Source organism: Martelella sp. K41-7 (assembly GCF_055808365.1).
In genome coordinates this window covers 495,525-512,349 of record NZ_CM147867.1, presented here as the reverse complement: position 1 = coordinate 512,349, position 16,825 = coordinate 495,525, and the positions used below count along the sequence as shown (strand labels likewise).

Here is a 16,825-nt window from a genome sequence, read left to right as displayed (position 1 = left end):
ATCACGCATCGTCTCGGTCATCCTGCGCCTCCTGCTCATGCCTGGTAAGATAGTCTTCAATACGGTTGGCCAGTTCGAAAGGCTCATGCTCAGAAGTGCGCAGGTGAATTTCCGGATTCTCCGGCTCTTCATAAGGGGATGAAATACCGGTGAAATTCGCAATTTCTCCAGTCCGCGCCCTCTTGTAGAGACCCTTGGGGTCGCGTTCGGCGCAGACCTCAAGCGGCGTATCGACAAAGATCTCGATGAAGTCGCCCACATCCAACATTTCCCGCGCCAGCCGCCTTTCGGAACGGAACGGAGAGATGAAAGACACCAGCACGATCAGGCCCGCATCGGCCATCAGCCTGGCGACCTCGGCCACCCGGCGGATGTTTTCAACGCGGTCTTCGGCCGTAAAGCCCAGATCACGGCTGAGGCCATGGCGAATATTGTCGCCGTCCAGAAGATAGGTGTGCTTGCCCTTGGCGTGGAGGATCTTCTCGAGCGCATTGGCGATCGTCGACTTGCCCGAAGCGGAAAGACCGGTAAACCAGAGAACGGCGGGTTTTTGCGCCTTCAGTTCGGCATGCGCCTTCTTGTTCACCTCGACAGCCTGCCACGTTACGTTGAGCGAGCGTCGCAGGGCAAAATCAATCATGCCTGCACCGAGCGTCTTGTTGGTCAAACGGTCGATGATCACGAAATTGCCGGTGGCGCGATTGTCCTTGTAGGCGTCGAAGACGATCGGCGACTGGGTGGAAATATTGCAGACCCCCACCTCGTTCATATTCAGCGTCTTTGCGGCTTCATGAGCAAAGGTATTGACGTTGACCTGGTATTTCAGCCCTGTAATTGTCGCCGGTGTCGTATCCGCTTCGGTGCGCAGAATATAGGATCGGCCCGGAATCATCGCATCGGCATCGAACCAGATGATCTTTGCCCGGAACTGGTCGGCGACATCGGGCCGCGCATCGGGCGCCACCAGAATATTGCCGCGTGACACCTCTATTTCGTCATCAAGAACAAGTGTCACTGCCTGACCGGCTTCCGCAGCATGGAGATCACCATCCATGGTCACGATCCGACTGACTTTTGAGGTCTGTCCGGATTTCGCCACGGCCACAGCGTCGCCCACGGCCACCCGGCCGGAGGCAAGTTCACCGGAAAAGCCGCGAAAGTTCAGGTCAGGCCGCGTTACAAGCTGCACCGGCATCCTGAACGGCTTTTCGGCCATATCCTTTTCAACCGGAACCCGCTCCAGATGCTCAAGCAGGATCGGCCCATCATACCACGGCATATTCTGCGAGCGCGTGGTGACATTGTCGCCATAACGCGCCGAGAGCGGGATCGGCACGATCGTCTCGAAGCCGAGGTCCCTTGCAAAGTCCATATAATCCGCAACGATCCCGTCATAGACCTCCTGAGCATACATCATCAGGTCGATCTTGTTGATCGCGAGTACGACATGGCGGATGCCGAGAAGGGAGGCAATGTACGAATGGCGCCGGGTCTGGCGCAAAATGCCCTGGCGGCTGTCCACCAGCACAATAGCGAGGTCCGCCGTCGAGGCGCCGGTCGCCATGTTGCGGGTATACTCCTCATGGCCGGGCGTATCGGCCACGATGAATTTGCGGGCGGCGGTTGCAAAAAAGCGATAGGCGACATCGATGGTGATGCCTTGCTCGCGCTCGGACTCAAGCCCGTCGACCAGCAACGCGAAGTCGATATCCGCCCCGGTCGTGCCATGTTTTTCACTGTCGCGTTCAAGTGCCGCGAGCTGATCTTCAAAAATCAGCTTGGTATCGTAGAGCAACCGGCCGATCAGCGTCGACTTGCCATCATCGACGGAGCCGCAGGTGAGAAAACGCAAAAGAGTCTTCTGTTCCTGTTCGGCAAGATACTCGGTCATGTCGCCGGTCAATGCGGAGCGCTCCTGCATCAGAAATACCCCTCGCGCTTTTTCTTCTCCATCGAACCGGCCTCATCCATGTCAATCGCCCTGCCCTGGCGCTCGGAGGTCTGAGCCGTCAGCATCTCGCGGACAATACCCACAAGGTCCGTTGCATCGGACTGGACCGCCCCCGTCAACGGATAGCAGCCCAGCGTGCGAAAGCGCACCATCTTCTCCTCGACCCTCTCTTCCGCCGCGACCGGCATACGCGCGTCATCGACCATAACCAGCATGCCGTCCCTTTCGACGACCGGCCGCTTTGCCGCAAAATAAAGCGGGACGATCGGGATGTTCTCCTTCAAGATATATTGCCAGATATCGAGCTCGGTCCAGTTTGACAGAGGAAAGACGCGGATCGACTCACCCTTGCCGACGCGGGTATTGTAGGTCTTCCACATTTCCGGACGCTGGTTTTTCGGATCCCATGCATGGCTTGCATTGCGGAAGGAGAAGATGCGCTCCTTGGCGCGAGACTTCTCCTCGTCGCGCCGGGCGCCACCGAAGGCCGCATCGAAACCGTATTTATCCAGCGCCTGGCGCAAGCCGACCGTTTTCCAGATATGGGTGTGGGCGCTCGACCCGTGATCGAAGGGATTGATGCCGCCCTCAATGCCTTCCGGATTGACATGAACCAAGAGATCGATGCCGAGCGCCTTGGCCATCTTCTCGCGGAATTCGTACATGGCCTGAAACTTCCAGGTCGTATCGACATGCAGAAACGGAAAAGGCGGCCTGGCCGGGTAAAACGCTTTCATCGCCAGATGCATCATCACCGACGAATCCTTGCCGATCGAATAGAGCATGACCGGTCGTGAGAAATTCGCCGCGACTTCACGGAAGATATGGATGGCTTCCGCTTCCAGCCTTTGCAAATGGGTCAGTGACATATTTATTCCTGAAATTGAATCCCTGAGACTGGCTCGGATTAAACCGCTTCAAAGCACCAGTAAAACCCAATTGAACCACTCATCGGCGAAAGAATAGAAAAAAATCCCCACCCGCGTGTCACCGTTGTCAGCAGCATCGGCTCTCGATACGCATTTTCACCTTGGCATCACGGCGGAGGGCAGGACGATTTCCGCCGCAAGGCCGTAGTGATTGGACCCCATATTGTCCTCAACGCGCCGGAGGCTCTTGATGTGAACGGGCGGGCGCACCAGGACATGGTCGATCGGCAGGCCGAGAGACCACGCACCGACTGGCCATGTACGTGGCTCACGGGCGTACGATCGAAGCCCTGTCGCCATCATGAAATTTTGAATATCCGGTGACAGCAAGGAAGAATTAAAGTCGCCTGCGAGAATGACCGGCCCCTCGATTCCGCGGATCCAGCGGGTCGCAACGATCAGCTCTTGACGCTGCAAGGCATCAAAATACGGTTTTGTCAGATGCATCGCCACAATGTTCACGGCACTGCCGTTGATCTCGATGCGCGCATGGAAAAAACGATCGCCGGAAAATGCCCCCATGCTCCTGAAACCGGCATCCTCAAGCGGGTATTTGGACATCACCATCAGGTCGCAATCGGATACGAGTTCTCCGCATCCGGCACGATAAGGGTAAACATCTGAAAGCGCAGAGATTTCTCCCACAATCGGGGGCGACTCGAGCGCGTAGACGAGGTCTGCATTCTCCCGCTCAAGCCAGCGCGCAATCTCAGCGCCGTGTCGATTGCTTCCCAGAATATTGAATTCAATCACCTTGAGCATTTCTCCGCCGCCATCTGAGACTGGTTCCGGCTGAGAGATCGTCTGGTGGATAGACCAGACCCACAGGCATAGCAGCACGGATGCCACAAAAGGCAGAACTGACAAGGCGGACCGCTGAGAGAAAACAAAAGCGATTGAAAACAACAGCGCTGCTGCCGCGATATGAGTGCGCATTCCGCCAATGAAGGCGGCGACCCAGAAGTGCGAAATCGAGGGAAGAATGCCCAGGAAAAGAGTGAAAACGGCGCATGCGCCGAGCAAGATCGAAAGCACTCTCATGAAAAGCCCTGAAAGGATCCGCACATCCGTGTGCCGACCGCTCGTTCTGCAAGAATTCCGAAGTCAGTATCGGCGCTAAAGAAACATAATGTTCAAATGGAATTTGATTATCGAGGCAAAGATATGGCGTTGGCCAGAGACGGTCAAGCGAACCTTGCTTGCGGCTGCGGCCCAGGCGTCGTCGTCAACCCGGATGTCGACAAGGCTGCCAACAACGCCGGCGAACCACGTCCGTTCCGACAGGCAGGATCAGTGCGCTTAGAGCCGGATTCAAAAGTTCATGATGGGAAACAATATCGTGCGAGGCGTCTGGTCATCACCCTGATGCTGGCGATGTTGACCCATGCTGTGGCGCTTGCGATGGACTTTTCCCAATCTTTGGCCAACCGACGGCATCGTCCGAACCAGCCGAAGGTGCGCTCCACCACCCATCGGCGGGGCAGAACCTCAAAGCCTTTCGCTATGTCGGAGCGCTTGATGATTTCAAGGTTCCATTGGCCGCATCCGCGCAGCGCTTTTCGCAACTTCTGCCCGGCATAGCCGCCATCTGCGAAGACATGGCGCAACCAGGGGAAACGGTAGCGGATGGCTTTCAGGACATCGGGCGCACCGTCGCGGTCCTGGATATCGGCAGCATGGACAAGCACGAACAGCATCAGCCCGATCGTATCGGTGATGATGTGGCGCTTGCGGCCCTTGATCTTCTTGCCGGCGTCGTAGCCCGAAACCCCGCCGCTTTCGGTGGTCTTGACACTCTGGCTGTCGATGACACCGGCTGTGGGCGAGGCCTCGCGCCCCTCCAGTTCGCGCGTAGCGCAGACGAGCAGATGATTGATGGTCTGCCAAAGGCCGATGTCGCGCCAGCCATAGAAATAGCCTCGCACCGTGGAGACCGGAGGGAAGTCCTTCGGCAGAGCCCGCCATTGACTGCCGCTGCCCGCAATATAAAGGATCGCGTTCACCACTTCCCTCATATTCGTTTTCCGTGGCCGCCCGCCGGGCTTGGCCAGCGGTATCAGTGGAGCAATTACAGCCCACTCACGGTCCGTCAAATCGGTTGGATAGCGAAGGCGATCCCGGTTATGCTGCAGGCGGGTGATATCATTCCAGGGCATGCGATCCTCCACGTTCTTGGCAGAGGTGGTTGAATCACATCCTTCTGATATCACTCAACAACTTTTAAATCGGGCTCTTATCGACCTGAGACCGGCGATATAAAAACCTTCAAAATGCCGGTCGTCCTCTTGCTTCTTCTACGCTGAACCGTAAAAGTCACCTACAGCATACTGTTTTTACAGAAATCAATAGACATTTTATCGATATCATATTTTCAGCCTTCCTCAGGAAGGTATCAGTTTCGTGTCGAAATGCCTTTAGGAACAAATACGTTGTTGCTCAGACAACGAATGTAATTTTCATTTTATCAAGCAAACATGAAGGGCCTTTTTTTGAAGGACGGCAAGCATGCAGGCTAAGGCAAAAAGCCAATCCCAGTTGATATCAATCCAAATTTTACGTGCAGTGGCAGCACTCAGTGTCGTTACAGGCCATACAATCAATGAAATTCATCAGGTAGGGGTCCCTTATCCCGAGTTGCCATTCAATTTTGGCATCGGGGTCGATATATTCTTCATCGTTAGTGGCTTCGTTATGGTCTTGACGAGCGGAAAGCTCGTGACCCGGCCTGGAGCATCACTCGAATTCATGCGCCGAAGAATTATTCGAGTAGTACCTCTTTATTGGTTCTACACCACAGGGATGCTGCTGGCGCTTTTGCTGTTTCCGACCCAACTCAATCATTCTACAACTACGTTTCAGCAGGTGGCCTGCTCCTTCCTCTTCCTGCCCTGTGTGAGTGCGTACGGCAACTATCAACCAGTGCTTTCGCTCGGTTGGACACTTAACTACGAAATGTTTTTCTATGTTCTTTTTGCTCTCGCGCTGGCTTGGCGTCCAGCCAACGCCTGGTTTTTACGCATCTGGGGATTGTTGCTGGCGGCGTTGGTGTTGGGCCCTCTGATTGGGGGACCTTTCCGCTTCTGGGGCAATCCTATTGTTCTGGAATTCCTTGCCGGAGGCCTATTGGCTTTACTATTCCAGAAGATTGGGCCTATGCGCTCGGGTTCAGGATTTTTTCTGGCCGTTCTCACTTCAGGGATTGTTTATTTTTACATTACTGCGGGTGTAGAGAACCGGTTCATCTCCCTCGGTCTTCCTGCGATTATTTTCGTAGCAGGATTCGTTTTCACACTACCAGAGAGATGGGAGCAGCGTGGTGCTGGCGTCGCTCATTTCCTTGGAGATAGCTCCTATAGCCTCTACCTCTGCCACCCTTTTGCATTGGCTATTGTCAAAATTCTTTGGCTACGACTTGATCCTTCGAACGCTTTTCCAACGGCTTATCTTGTTTTAGCTGTTGGTGCTTCGGTGGCAGCTGCCCGGATTTCATACTCTTGGCTGGAGAAGCCTTTCACTGCTTGGCTGCTGCAACGACGAGTTTTAAGCCGGTAAAACAGATACATCGACATCAATAGCGGTGCAAAAGTCGGCAACGCCGGCGGCGGAACAGTTCCGCTGCTGGCGGGGGTAGAGGCCGACCATATATCTGAAGCGATTCGGGGAAACTGAACACTTTGGATAAATGGTTGCGGCTCTGCCATTCGGCGCCATACCGTTCACAGACACCGCAATGACGAGAAGCCCCGGCCGCAATCACAGCCCCGCTTTCCAAGAGAAAGTCGCTCTGGCAACGGTCAAGGGCGAGAAGACGATGGTTAAGCGGTAAGTGATGATCAACCGGAACCACGCCTTTTCCAGAGTGCACGGGAACAAGGCTGCACCAAGTGTGGACGTCACCCCGACGAAAAACATCGGCCACCACTGGCCCGACCTCGTCTGAAACTGCATGATGCCGTCTGTGAGACACCGCAGTGCATGAGCACAGAGAAGCAGAAAAAACGATCTCAAATTTTAGGTGAATTGAAAAGTGATTTGGCTGGGGAACCTGGATTCTCAGTGAAATCCGATCAAGAGCCAAAGCATTGAAATAAATGATTAAAACGAGAATCAGCCTGCTGTGCTACAGCTTCATGCGACATAAATGCGATGCGAGTCAATTGCAATGGCAAGCACGGACCCGGTATTAGCGCTCCTCAATATGGCGACGTCTTCCCTACGCTCAAGCTCAGTGAACTGCTGCCGGTCTCTGCTCTCTCATATTGGCCGGGGGAGCGGAACGGCTGCGAAGGTGAAGGCGATGTCCTGATCCTGAAAGAGAACCGGCATGTCGATGATCTCGTTCATGACGGACTCCTGTTGCCTGTCATATCCGCCCGAGGCCGCTGATCTGCTCGCGGTGCCAGCGCATGCGGTCTTGCTACCGTCGCCCTTGCTTTCACGACCTCCGGCGAAACATCTGCGGAGGCTTGGCTACGGGCGGCGCGACGTTCGTTTTCGGCAAGCAGCGCGTGGTCGGCAAACTGATCCAGGAAGCTGATGCCGGGATCGAGCGCATCGGCGGCTGAAGGGGTATGCGCACGATGCGGCACTGCGCCGCGACCGCCAATCGTGACACCGACCACGCCCTGTTCACCGGTGACATCAAGCGCAGTGCCGGAGAAACCTTCCGCTTCCGGCAGGCTCTTGGGCGTTTGGTCACGGCCGCCACCGCGGTGCAGCCGTCCGTGCTGCCACAACCCCAGCAGAAAGTCGCGGGCTTTTCTGGTCTTACCGATCGTATAGCGCAGCATGTTTGCCTCCTTTCCTCCGGCACTCCCGCTCCCATTAGGAGCACACCAAGAAGAAAATCACCTAAGGTTGTACTTTTCCGCACACCTCCGGAACCATTCGGCTCCGGAGATACCTTCGCAAGGCCTCGTCAGGCGGCCGGCGCGCGCCAGTCGTCGGAGCCGGATGTGCCGGATGCCGTGTGCTCCCAGGTGATCTTGCGGTAGGAAAGCTCGACCTTTACCAGCTGGGTGAAGTCGGCATTCTTCGGGTCCTGACAATGCGGCAGGGTGCAGTCCATGTCGGTCACCAGCGCATCTTCCAGCGTGGTGGTAAAGAAATGCTCCTGCTTGCCGGCGGAGTTGGTGCGATACCATTTGACATCGCATTTGGTCAGCATCTCGCCAGTGCACAGCGCGTTATAGAGCAGCGGCACGGCCTTGTTCAGCGTGCAGGTGAACTTGAACGGCGTGTGCACGCGCTGGCCGGCCGGCTGGCCGGACTGCGGGTCGCGGGGAATGACGACGGTGTGGTCGATGGCCTGAACCATGACCTCGTCCTCATGGCCTTCCTGCCAGACATTGCCGACCGAATCCTCGGTAAAGGCGCCTTGCGTGATCGGGCCCTGCGTCGAGCCGTCGATCGTGATATAAGCGGGTGTGGGCATGGGTTACTCCTGCCTGTTATGAGACGCCTGCCGGAGTTTTGCCTCGCGCAGTGGCCGGACGGAAAACCGGTTTCCACTTTTCCTGCCATTGCGCCTGTCGCCAAACATGCAAGATCCGGCAGGCGTCTTCGTTTCATCGTTATCAAATGCCACGGCAACAGCCGTCGGCGGGTTCAGGCCCGTCAGCGGCAAACCGCAGCGGGCAAACATCGCATAGCATAAACCGTGCCAGAGACGATTTCTTTGAGCGGAAAAATGGCAAACAACTGATTTTAAAAGGATATTTTTATCACCGAGGGCAGCGACAAGGCCATATGAGCGTTTATTTATGTAAGTGAACCCAAGAAGCTCCGGCCAAAAATGGCCGGGACAAGTACGAACATAATGCCGAAATCCGGCATAACCCATTGATCCAGAACAGCGAATCCGTCTCGGCCAAAAATGGCCAAGCTTGGCCATTTTTGGCCAGTACCGTTGAGTGCGAAAATTTCCATTTGGATTCAGAGTGTTAGTACCCATCATTTTCTGAACTTCTCCAGCCTTCGGAAAAGCTCCGGGTCCCATTCCTTGACGCCGATGCCTTCGGCCGCCCGTTCGAGGCGCATGGCCTGATCGGCGGTGATCGCGGCAAAACCGGAAGCCGCCATCATCTCCAATGTGGCGAGTTCCAGAAAGGCGCGCATGCGCGGTGATGGGGCCTGTCGATAACTCTGATCCCATTCGCTGGCCTTCGCGGGGTCTGCTGCCATGCTCTCAAGTGTCGGCATCTCGCCACCGGGATTGTCCAGATATATCCCATCCCCGTCCGCCGCCGACGCCCGTTCGGCGTGCCCGGCAAGCTGATCGAGAGCCGCCAGGTCGTCGGTCGCGACGAGCGGCTGACCGTCGAGGAAATTGAGGCCCGTCAGCCCCGGCAGGCGCGCCAGGAAATGGCGTGTTTCCGCGGCGATGGCCGCGGCTGCGGCAGAACGCCCGCATTTTTGCGCCAGCTGTGCGGCAATAACATGCCCGCCGATCCAGAAGGGCAGCGACTGAAGCGTTCGCTCCAGCCTTTTGGCAAGTGCCGGGTCGTCCGGATTTTCGCGCAAGGCGGCTTCATAGCGCTCGACGCTTTCAATGGAGACCGGCGGAACGACCGTGTTCTGCCCCTCCTTGAGCGGCGGCGGCGCGGTAACGTCAATCCAGGTCACATGGCGGCGCAGAAGATAGGAGACGGGGGCTGCCGGTTCGAGATCAAACAGCAGGTCGGCAAGCTCTCCGGCCTGACGGCGCAGCAGCCGGAAGTCGACCGCAGTTGAAGGAGGAGGCTCAACCTGTCTGGCCTCCGCTGTTATGCCATTGGTCTGTGAGGTCGACACAGGCCGGGCTTTGGCTCCCTCGCCGCGATCCCCGCCCGCCCCATCCGCATCATGGGCCAGCCGGTCGAGAAAGCCCGAAATCATCCGTGACTGCCCGGCCTCCTGCACCGCCTCGTTCTCACCGAGCAGCCGGAGACTCGCGGTCAATTCCTCGGCCAGCACGCCGGCCGGACCGGGCGGCTCATCGCGCAGCAAGAACCCCAACAGCCGGGTCAGAGCCGATTGAAACTGCGCTTTCTTCTCGAGCCTCCGCAGGGATTTCGGCAGAGCCAGAAAGGCGTTAAGCCCGTCAAGGCAAGCAAGCAGGCCCTCGCGGTCGCGAGTTGCGAACCGCGCCATGCAGATCGCTTCGATCAACCGGATATCCTTGGCGTTGCAGGCCAGAAGTCTTGACGCCGCTTCCTCGACACGCTGCCAGTCGACCGATACCTGACTAGGCGTTCCACGCCGAATCAGCGCATCGCCGATCACATCATAGGCGTGCAGATCCTCGACGTCGCCGTCATAAGGATCTGCAAGCGTGGCATTAATCGCGTTCAGGAATCCCTCATTCGCCATCGGCCTCTCCCACGTGCAATCACAGACGGGCAGGCAGAACGAGATCGGCCAGCGGGTCCTGTCTCGCCGGGTTTTTCTGCCCCTGCTGGGTGATCGTGTAGCTCGCGGTCCCGCCGCCGACATTGAATTCGACCACCATGCCATTAGCATCGTAATTGACGATCTTGCCGGAATTCAGGAGCCTGTAGCCCGACCATGGGCCGCTGAAGGACATGGTGCGCGGCTTGCCGCCGCCGCTCGGAAACAGCGTCAGCACGCTTTCGGCCTTCTTCGAAAGCTCGTTCGGCCAGATGATACGAACCGGAAAGCGGGGTCCATGCGAGTAGGGCACGAGCTGGCCTTCGACATTCATGACCGAGCGGCCGAAGCGGCCGGAAAGGCCCTTCGGTTCCACCGTGTAGTTCACGCCAAGCGCGCCGTCATTGCCGAAATAGGCGTTCTGCAGAGCCAGCGCCTTCTTCAACTGCACAAGAAACTCGGGATTGATCACCAGACTTTGTCCGTCGATGACCTTCGACTTTCCGGTTGCGGCATCAAGGAACAGGCTCAGATTGTCGTTGTAGAAATTCTCGATCTTGCCGTTCGGACCGAAGAAGTCGGAGAATTCCGTGAGCGGCACATCCTCCTGAGCGTCCATGGTGAACGGATAGCGCGTTGCCAGCGAAAGATTGTATTCGCCGTAGACATCGTCGTTCCAGGCGCGCTGGAGTTCTTCCTTGGCCTTGTCCAGCACCACCGCCCAGCTCTGGTCGGAAATGGTCGCGAAGAACCGGCTCATCGGTTCCGGCAGGTCAACCCCCTGGCGCTCGACGACGTATATCGGGTCATCGCCTTCCAGCTTCACCCGCGCCTTCGCCTTGGCCAGCGCCATTTCGCCGGAACGATCGCCAGCCTGGCGAACCTCTTTGAGATACTCGTAAAGCTTCGAGAGCGATGCCTCGAGGTCTTCAAGATAGCTGCCCTTGTTGTCCCGGGGATCGTCCAGCGCATCGAGCCGGGCAAAGGCACGGTTGATGCGCATGCCCTGCTCCCGGTAAAGGTCATAGGGCTGTTTGGCATCGGCAGCCTGATCCGGTGTCTGGGTGACGGTTTTCTCGGCGTAGATCTGTGTCTGCGCCTTCACAAGCGCGATCAGCCGGGCGAATGGATCGTCCGGCCCGGTGATCTCCTCAAGCACGTCGACGCCCTTGTCGAGGCTGCCGAAATCGACGATGTCCAGCTGATTCAGAGCGGTGGTCCAGGTATCGATGTAATTGGTCGCATAGCGTTCGGCGACCTGCTTGCGGAAAGCGTCCAGATCCTCCTTGGAATAGCTTACCGTGTCGCGCTCGCCGGCCACCCAGGCGTCCTCGATGGCAACGACGGACAGCGCCTCGTTCTGCTTGACAAAAAAGTCGGTAAAGCCGGCCTTGGTGAAGAAGGGTGGGATTTCCACCGGTTCCGGTTTGCCGTTGGCGTCGACCGGAGGCTTGAAAATGATGTTATAGGCCGGCCCGATCTCGTTTCTGAAGTTGACGGACGACACAAGCTGGCTTTTGGCAAGCTGCTCGATATTGCGATAAAGGCGCAGGTCTCGCGGCACGGCGCGCAGATCCGCCTGCGCCGAGGCGACTTCGGTCTGGTCAAGCGGGACTTCCAGGTTAGCGTCCTCGACGGCAAATTTCAGATGACTGGAAAGGTCCTGCTGCGTCTGGTCGTATCCGGTATAGAGGGTTTGCCAGACTTCGCCGTACCACTCCTCCACCAACGCATTATTGCGTTTCGACGTGTCACCAAGCATCAGATAGATGCGCAGGTCTTCAAGCCTTTTATCGCCATCGCGAGTGTCGGCCGACTTGCCGAGTGAGACGACATCGGTCTCCACATAGCTCGCAAGATCGGGAAGGAAACCGTCTTGCAACACGTCGATATAGGTCTTGTCGATGACCGGCCCGATCCTCCGCCCCTGCGACAGCGTCAGGAAGGACGGCACGACGCCCCAGCGGTCATAATTGCCGAAAATGGTTCCGGCGGAACGCAGCGCATTCAGCGGCTTGAGGAAAGACTGCCCCGCATCTGCCACGTTTGCGATCTGATTTTCTCCGTCCGCCTTGTAGGTCCTGGCGATATTGACGACCTCGTCCATCTTGGCGCGGTTGCTTTCATAGGCCTGCCAATAAAAGCCGACAAAGCCGATGAACAGAACCGAAGCCGCGGCGCCTGAGAGGATGAACCGCATCCGCTTGGCGCGCTCCAGCCGGATATTGTCGCCAGCAAGGCCTGCTTCCTCGAAGATCACGGATTTGAGCACATTGGCCGAGAAATAGTGCTTCGAGTGATCGCCGTGGACGGCAAGCACGGGCGGGCGGATCTCGTATTTCTGCGAGGCCGCAGTCAGGACAGCGTTGAACGGCACAGCTTCCTGGCGGCAGGAGGCCATGAACACGCCGCGCACTAGCGGCGCCGTCGAGAACTTGTCCTGATGGAGGCTGGTTCCCAGAAATTCCTTGATCAGCATTTTCAGGCCGGAAAGCTGGCGCGTGAAGGTATAGAGTTTACGTCGCGCCTCCGAGGAGTGCTGATCGGCGATACGATCCAGCATCAGATTGTTGAGACGCTCGAGAAAGCCGTCATAGGCCTTCTCGAACTCCGCCACCCAGCTGTCTCCGGCCTTCTCCGAATAGACCGAGAAGGTGAAACCGAAAGGTTCTTCGCGCTGAGCTTTGGTCAGCCCGGAGACGAACTCGTGAAAACCGTCCAGAAGGTCCAGCTTGGACAGGATGACATGCACGGTATAGCGCGTGCTGAGCGCTTCCGACATTTCGACCAGGCGGGCGTGCAGAAGGGCTGCCTTGTTTTCCCTGACTTCGGGCGATGACTGTATAAGGTCGACGAGATCGATGCAGACGATCGCGCCGTTGATCGGCCTGCGGGGTCTGTATTCATTCAGCAGACCCAGAAATTTGTCCCAGAGAAGTCGCGAAACGTCGAGAATATTGTCGTCTTCGCGGTTGCGCTGATGGGTGAGCAACTGACCGGCGACATCGAAAACAACGGCGTCATCGGTAACCCAATAATCGACATCCTCGGTTTTCGTCACAGTCTTGGCGTCTTCCTGCGAGAAAAGATGCGCCAGCGGAAACTTGAGATCGGACTCGACGATGAACGAGGTCTTCCCGGCTGAGGGAAAGCCGAGCATCACATACCAGGGCAGCGAATAGACCGAGCGTTTCCCGCGCTTGCCATCAGAGCCGATCCAGTGCTTTGCGATGGCGGACATCGCATTGCGGAAACTGCGGTCGAACGCATCAACGCGATCCTTAACCGGGTCCCGCGGCGCCTTTGTCACCTCTTCTTCCCCAGCCCGCTCCTGTCTGCGTCTGCTCACCGCGCCGAAGAGCAAATTGCTTAGCCCCCAGAAGAATATAATCGCAATGATTGCGATCAATCGGAACGTCACTGGCCCAAATGGCTGGAAATCGTAGACCTTGAGTCGAGGCCCGAGGAACCAGATGAACGCGCAAAGGGCGAAGGCGATGATCAAACTGGCTGTACCATATGATTTTACTAGGCTTTTCAGCGCACCAAAGAAACCGCGCACCAGAGCTTTCGCCAGTCCAAAGATCTCGCTTCACGGTTTCACTCCCGCCTTGCCGCCATTTCGTTGATCAAATATATTTAAGTAAAAAATATATTACAACAATATAAATTACAATAAATATAGCCTTAATGCCTTTATATTCGATATTTTTCAAAACTCGTCTTGTCAACCTGAGATACTGACGTTAGTGATTATTACCACTGATGGAGGTTACCTTATTTTAGGAAATTTTCTTCCGGATACTCGCCAAGGTCGTAGCCGCACGGCTTCCGACGGGCCTGAATGAACACAGGAGACAGGACAAAATGGCTGGAAAAGACAGTTCCGTCGCTCCGAAGGAGCGGATCAATATCCGTTATGTCCCCGCGACAGGCGATCAGCAGGAGGAGGTCGAACTGCCTCTCCGTCTCGTCATGCTCGGCGACTATCTGGGTCATGACGACGGCTTGCCGCTGGAAGAGCGCGAGATGCTCTCAGTGGACAAGAACAGCTTCGCCTCGGTGATGAAGGAGGCCGGGTTGAAGCGCGAGATGGAGGTTAAGGACACGCTCTCCGACGACGAGGAAGCGCGCCTTCGCACCACACTTGAGTTCACGAGCCTTGCGGATTTCTCACCAGATGCGGTGGTGCGGCAGGTTCCGGAACTGCAGAAGCTGATCGAGCTTCGCGAGGCGCTTGTCGCACTGAAGGGTCCGCTCGGCAATATGCCGGCCTTTCGCCAGCGGCTGGAGCAAATTCTTGAGGACGAGGATGCACGGCAGAAGCTGGTCGAAGAGTTGCAGACCATCGAAGCGCGAGAGGCTGAAAAACTGGCGGCAGAGCCAAAGCCTGACCTGTCCGGCACGCCCGAGGGCGATATCGCCGTCAAGGATGACGAGCCGAAAGACAAGAAAGGCTGAATACGTCCCCGTTTTCCTGAAGGAATACCGGAATGCAGTTTGACCTGCCGAAATCATCGGCGCGTAGTTCGGAGTTGAAAAACATGGCCCAATCAGGTGCTGCTCTCAAGGAAAAGTCCGGCGAAACACAAAGCGTCTCGCTTCTGGACCAGATCATGGAAGAAACCCGGATCCGTCCGGACGATACGGAGACCTATTCCATAGCGCGTAAGGGCATGGAAGCGTTCATCGCCGACATGCTCTCAAGCCGCAAGCCCGGCGAGCGCATCAACCGTGTTCTCGTCGACCAGATGATTGCCCAGCTTGATGAGAAGGTCTCGCGTCAGGTGGACGAGATCATTCACGACAAGGGATTTCAAGAAATGGAGTCGGCCTGGCGCGGGCTGAAGCTCCTGATCGACCAGACGGACTTCCGGGAAAACATCAAGATCGACCTGCTGCCGGTTTCCAAGGAGAGGTTGCTGGAGGATTTCGAGACCGCGCCGGAAGTGGTGCAGTCCGGTCTTTACAAACACATCTATTCATCCGGCTACGGTCAGTTCGGTGGCGAGCCTGTGGGCGCGATGATCGCCAATTACGATTTCGGTCCCGGCGCGCGCGACGTCAAGCTGTTGCAGTTCGTCGCCTCGGTCGGCGCCATGGCGCATGCACCGTTCATTGCGGCAGCTTCTCCGGAGATTTTCGATGTCGACGAATTCGTCGATCTGCCAGCACAGAAGGACTTGTTCTCAATTTATGAAGGCCCCCGCTTTCGAAAATGGATGGGTTTCCGCCAGAGCGAGGATTCCCGCTATGTCGGCCTGACCTGCCCGCGCTTCCTGTTGCGCCAGCCATATGACGCGGAGGAAAATCCGGTCAAGAGCTTCGTCTATTCCGAGAGTGTCACCGATGATCATGGGCATTACCTTTGGGGCAATACCTCCTTTGTTCTCGCGACTCGGTTGACCGAAAGCTTTGCCAAATACCGCTGGTGCCCGAACATTATCGGCCCGCAATCGGGCGGTGCGGTGTACGACCTGCCCGTCCATGTCTACGAGGCCTTCGGGCAGCTCGAAGAAAAGATTCCGACCGAAATCCTGATCACCGACCGGCGCGAATATGAACTCGCCGAGGAAGGCTTCATCGCGCTGACCATGCGCAAGGGCTCGGATAACGCCGCCTTCTTCTCGGCCAACTCCGTTCAGAAGCCGAAAATCTTCCAGAACACGAAGGAAGGCAAGGCCGCCGAGACCAATTACAAGCTCGGTACGCAACTGCCCTACATGATGATCATCAACCGGCTGGCGCACTATATCAAAGTGCTGCAGCGCGAGCAGATCGGCAGTTGGAAGGAAAAGGAAGACCTCGAGCGCGAGCTCAACGTCTGGCTCAAGCAGTATGTCGCCGACCAGGAAAACCCGCCTTCGGATGTGCGTTCGCGCCGTCCGCTGCGCGCGGCAAGCGTTGAGGTCTCCGATGTCGAGGGCGATCCCGGCTGGTATCAGGTCACGCTGAAGGTCTCGTCCGCACTTCAAATATATGGGCGCCAATTTCGAACTGTCCCTGGTGGGCAAGCTCGACAAGGAAGAATAGGCGCAATCCGACCATGCGAAGGGACCGCGAAAGCGACATTCGGGACAGCATCGATCGCCGGTCGGCCGGCAGCCTGTTCGAGCGTCTTGTGCTGGACGAGGAGAATGTGGCAATCGAGCGCACAGACGATGCCGCGGAGGCAACCGTACGTTCGATCAAGCGCCACCTGATCCGCCTGCTCAACGCACGCAGCGGCGCTTCCCAATCCGCCCCCGACCTCGGTTTGGCCGATTTCAACGAGTCGTCGATCGAATCCAATGACCTGACCCGACACATCGCGGCGTCGATCCGTGATTGCATCAACACCTTTGAGCCGCGCGTCGAGGTCAAAGCTGTCGAGTGCATGCGCGATCCGGATCGGCCGCTCGATCTAAAGTTCCGGATCCAGGCTCTGGTGCCGGCAAAATCGCGGCAGGAACTGGTCGAAATCGATCTGCTCATGCGGGACGGACACGCCACACAGATTATCTAGGGTGCTCGACGGCAGGGTACGTTCTGACAGGGAATTGACGCAAAAAACGCACCCGGCGGGGCCTGTCGACCA

The 16,825-nt window shown here is 57.0% G+C and carries 13 protein-coding genes; 4 read left to right on the top strand and 9 right to left on the bottom strand.

Translation table 11 applies throughout. The features are described from left to right. Position 1 precedes the first annotated feature (1 nt). The 4 genes from nodQ to AC0L7L_RS02425 form a co-directional block, all read right to left on the bottom strand. A complete protein-coding gene (gene nodQ / locus AC0L7L_RS02440) occupies positions 2-1,921 on the bottom strand; it encodes a bifunctional sulfate adenylyltransferase/adenylyl-sulfate kinase NodQ (protein WP_473511702.1) in 1,920 nt (639 codons plus the stop codon). Further along, positions 1,921-2,820 carry a sulfate adenylyltransferase subunit CysD gene (gene cysD, locus AC0L7L_RS02435; RefSeq protein ID WP_272210086.1) on the bottom strand — a complete coding sequence of 300 codons (900 nt, stop codon included), beginning with the start codon at positions 2,818-2,820 and terminating at the stop codon, positions 1,921-1,923. The genes nodQ and cysD overlap by 1 nt, the downstream gene beginning before the upstream one ends. 156 nt (positions 2,821-2,976) lie before the next feature. Then, positions 2,977-3,921, bottom strand: a complete 945-nt coding sequence (locus AC0L7L_RS02430; RefSeq protein WP_473511699.1) for an endonuclease/exonuclease/phosphatase family protein — start codon at positions 3,919-3,921, stop codon at positions 2,977-2,979. A 278-nt stretch (positions 3,922-4,199) separates the two neighbouring features. Then, entirely contained in the window at positions 4,200-5,036 is an 837-nt protein-coding gene (locus tag AC0L7L_RS02425; RefSeq protein WP_272210312.1) for an IS5 family transposase, read from the bottom strand. 349 nt (positions 5,037-5,385) lie between these two features. On the opposite strand from AC0L7L_RS02425, the gene AC0L7L_RS02420 reads away from it, so the two are divergent. Further along, positions 5,386-6,432: an acyltransferase family protein gene (locus tag AC0L7L_RS02420; protein ID WP_473511697.1), complete on the top strand. Its 1,047-nt coding sequence runs from the start codon at positions 5,386-5,388 to the stop codon at positions 6,430-6,432. A 788-nt stretch (positions 6,433-7,220) separates the two neighbouring features. Here AC0L7L_RS02420 and AC0L7L_RS02415 read toward each other — a convergent pair. From AC0L7L_RS02415 to tssM, 5 genes are all read right to left on the bottom strand, one after another. Next, positions 7,221-7,670, bottom strand: coding sequence for a hypothetical protein (locus AC0L7L_RS02415; protein WP_272210081.1), 450 nt, complete (start codon positions 7,668-7,670; stop codon positions 7,221-7,223). Positions 7,671-7,798: 128 nt separating this feature from the next. Beyond that, entirely contained in the window at positions 7,799-8,314 is a 516-nt protein-coding gene (locus AC0L7L_RS02410) for an Hcp family type VI secretion system effector (RefSeq protein WP_272210080.1), read from the bottom strand. Positions 8,315-8,317: 3 nt separating this feature from the next. After that, a complete protein-coding gene (locus tag AC0L7L_RS02405; protein WP_272210079.1) occupies positions 8,318-8,836 on the bottom strand; it encodes a hypothetical protein in 519 nt (172 codons plus the stop codon). Beyond that, positions 8,833-10,230 carry a type VI secretion system domain-containing protein gene (locus AC0L7L_RS02400; protein ID WP_473511693.1) on the bottom strand — a complete coding sequence of 466 codons (1,398 nt, stop codon included), beginning with the start codon at positions 10,228-10,230 and terminating at the stop codon, positions 8,833-8,835. Before AC0L7L_RS02400 ends, AC0L7L_RS02405 begins: the two co-directional genes overlap by 4 nt. 19 nt (positions 10,231-10,249) lie before the next feature. Further along, the gene (gene tssM / locus AC0L7L_RS02395) at positions 10,250-13,810 is read right to left on the bottom strand and encodes a type VI secretion system membrane subunit TssM (protein WP_473511690.1); all 3,561 of its coding nucleotides are present in this window, start codon (positions 13,808-13,810) and stop codon (positions 10,250-10,252) included. A gap of 305 nt (positions 13,811-14,115) precedes the next feature. On the opposite strand from tssM, the gene tssB reads away from it, so the two are divergent. The 3 genes from tssB to tssE are packed head-to-tail and all read left to right on the top strand — an operon-like array spanning position 14,116 to position 16,753. After that, complete coding sequence (tssB, locus tag AC0L7L_RS02390; RefSeq protein ID WP_334312867.1) at positions 14,116-14,709, top strand: type VI secretion system contractile sheath small subunit; 594 nt, start codon at positions 14,116-14,118, stop codon at positions 14,707-14,709. Between the two features lie 32 nt (positions 14,710-14,741). Further along, positions 14,742-16,451, top strand: coding sequence for a type VI secretion system contractile sheath large subunit (gene tssC / locus AC0L7L_RS02385; RefSeq protein WP_473511684.1), 1,710 nt, complete (start codon positions 14,742-14,744; stop codon positions 16,449-16,451). Next, positions 16,388-16,753 carry a type VI secretion system baseplate subunit TssE gene (gene tssE / locus AC0L7L_RS02380; RefSeq protein ID WP_473511680.1) on the top strand — a complete coding sequence of 122 codons (366 nt, stop codon included), beginning with the start codon at positions 16,388-16,390 and terminating at the stop codon, positions 16,751-16,753. The genes tssC and tssE overlap by 64 nt, the downstream gene beginning before the upstream one ends. The last annotated feature ends 72 nt before the right edge of the window (positions 16,754-16,825 follow it).

Bases quoted from the DNA above. Each gene is read 5' to 3' on its own strand.
- AC0L7L_RS02430 (WP_473511699.1), bottom strand. From the start codon at position 3,921: ATGAGAGTGCTTTCGATCTTGCTCGGCGCATGCGCCGTTTTCACTCTT.
- AC0L7L_RS02425 (WP_272210312.1), bottom strand. From the start codon at position 5,036: ATGCCCTGGAATGATATCACCCGCCTGCAGCATAACCGGGATCGCCTT.
- cysD (WP_272210086.1), bottom strand. From the start codon at position 2,820: ATGTCACTGACCCATTTGCAAAGGCTGGAAGCGGAAGCCATCCATATC.
- nodQ (WP_473511702.1), bottom strand. From the start codon at position 1,921: ATGCAGGAGCGCTCCGCATTGACCGGCGACATGACCGAGTATCTTGCC.
- AC0L7L_RS02405 (WP_272210079.1), bottom strand. From the start codon at position 8,836: ATGATGGGTACTAACACTCTGAATCCAAATGGAAATTTTCGCACTCAA.
- tssC (WP_473511684.1), top strand. From the start codon at position 14,742: ATGCAGTTTGACCTGCCGAAATCATCGGCGCGTAGTTCGGAGTTGAAA.
- AC0L7L_RS02400 (WP_473511693.1), bottom strand. From the start codon at position 10,230: ATGGCGAATGAGGGATTCCTGAACGCGATTAATGCCACGCTTGCAGAT.
- AC0L7L_RS02420 (WP_473511697.1), top strand. From the start codon at position 5,386: ATGCAGGCTAAGGCAAAAAGCCAATCCCAGTTGATATCAATCCAAATT.
- AC0L7L_RS02410 (WP_272210080.1), bottom strand. From the start codon at position 8,314: ATGCCCACACCCGCTTATATCACGATCGACGGCTCGACGCAGGGCCCG.
- tssB (WP_334312867.1), top strand. From the start codon at position 14,116: ATGGCTGGAAAAGACAGTTCCGTCGCTCCGAAGGAGCGGATCAATATC.
- AC0L7L_RS02415 (WP_272210081.1), bottom strand. From the start codon at position 7,670: ATGCTGCGCTATACGATCGGTAAGACCAGAAAAGCCCGCGACTTTCTG.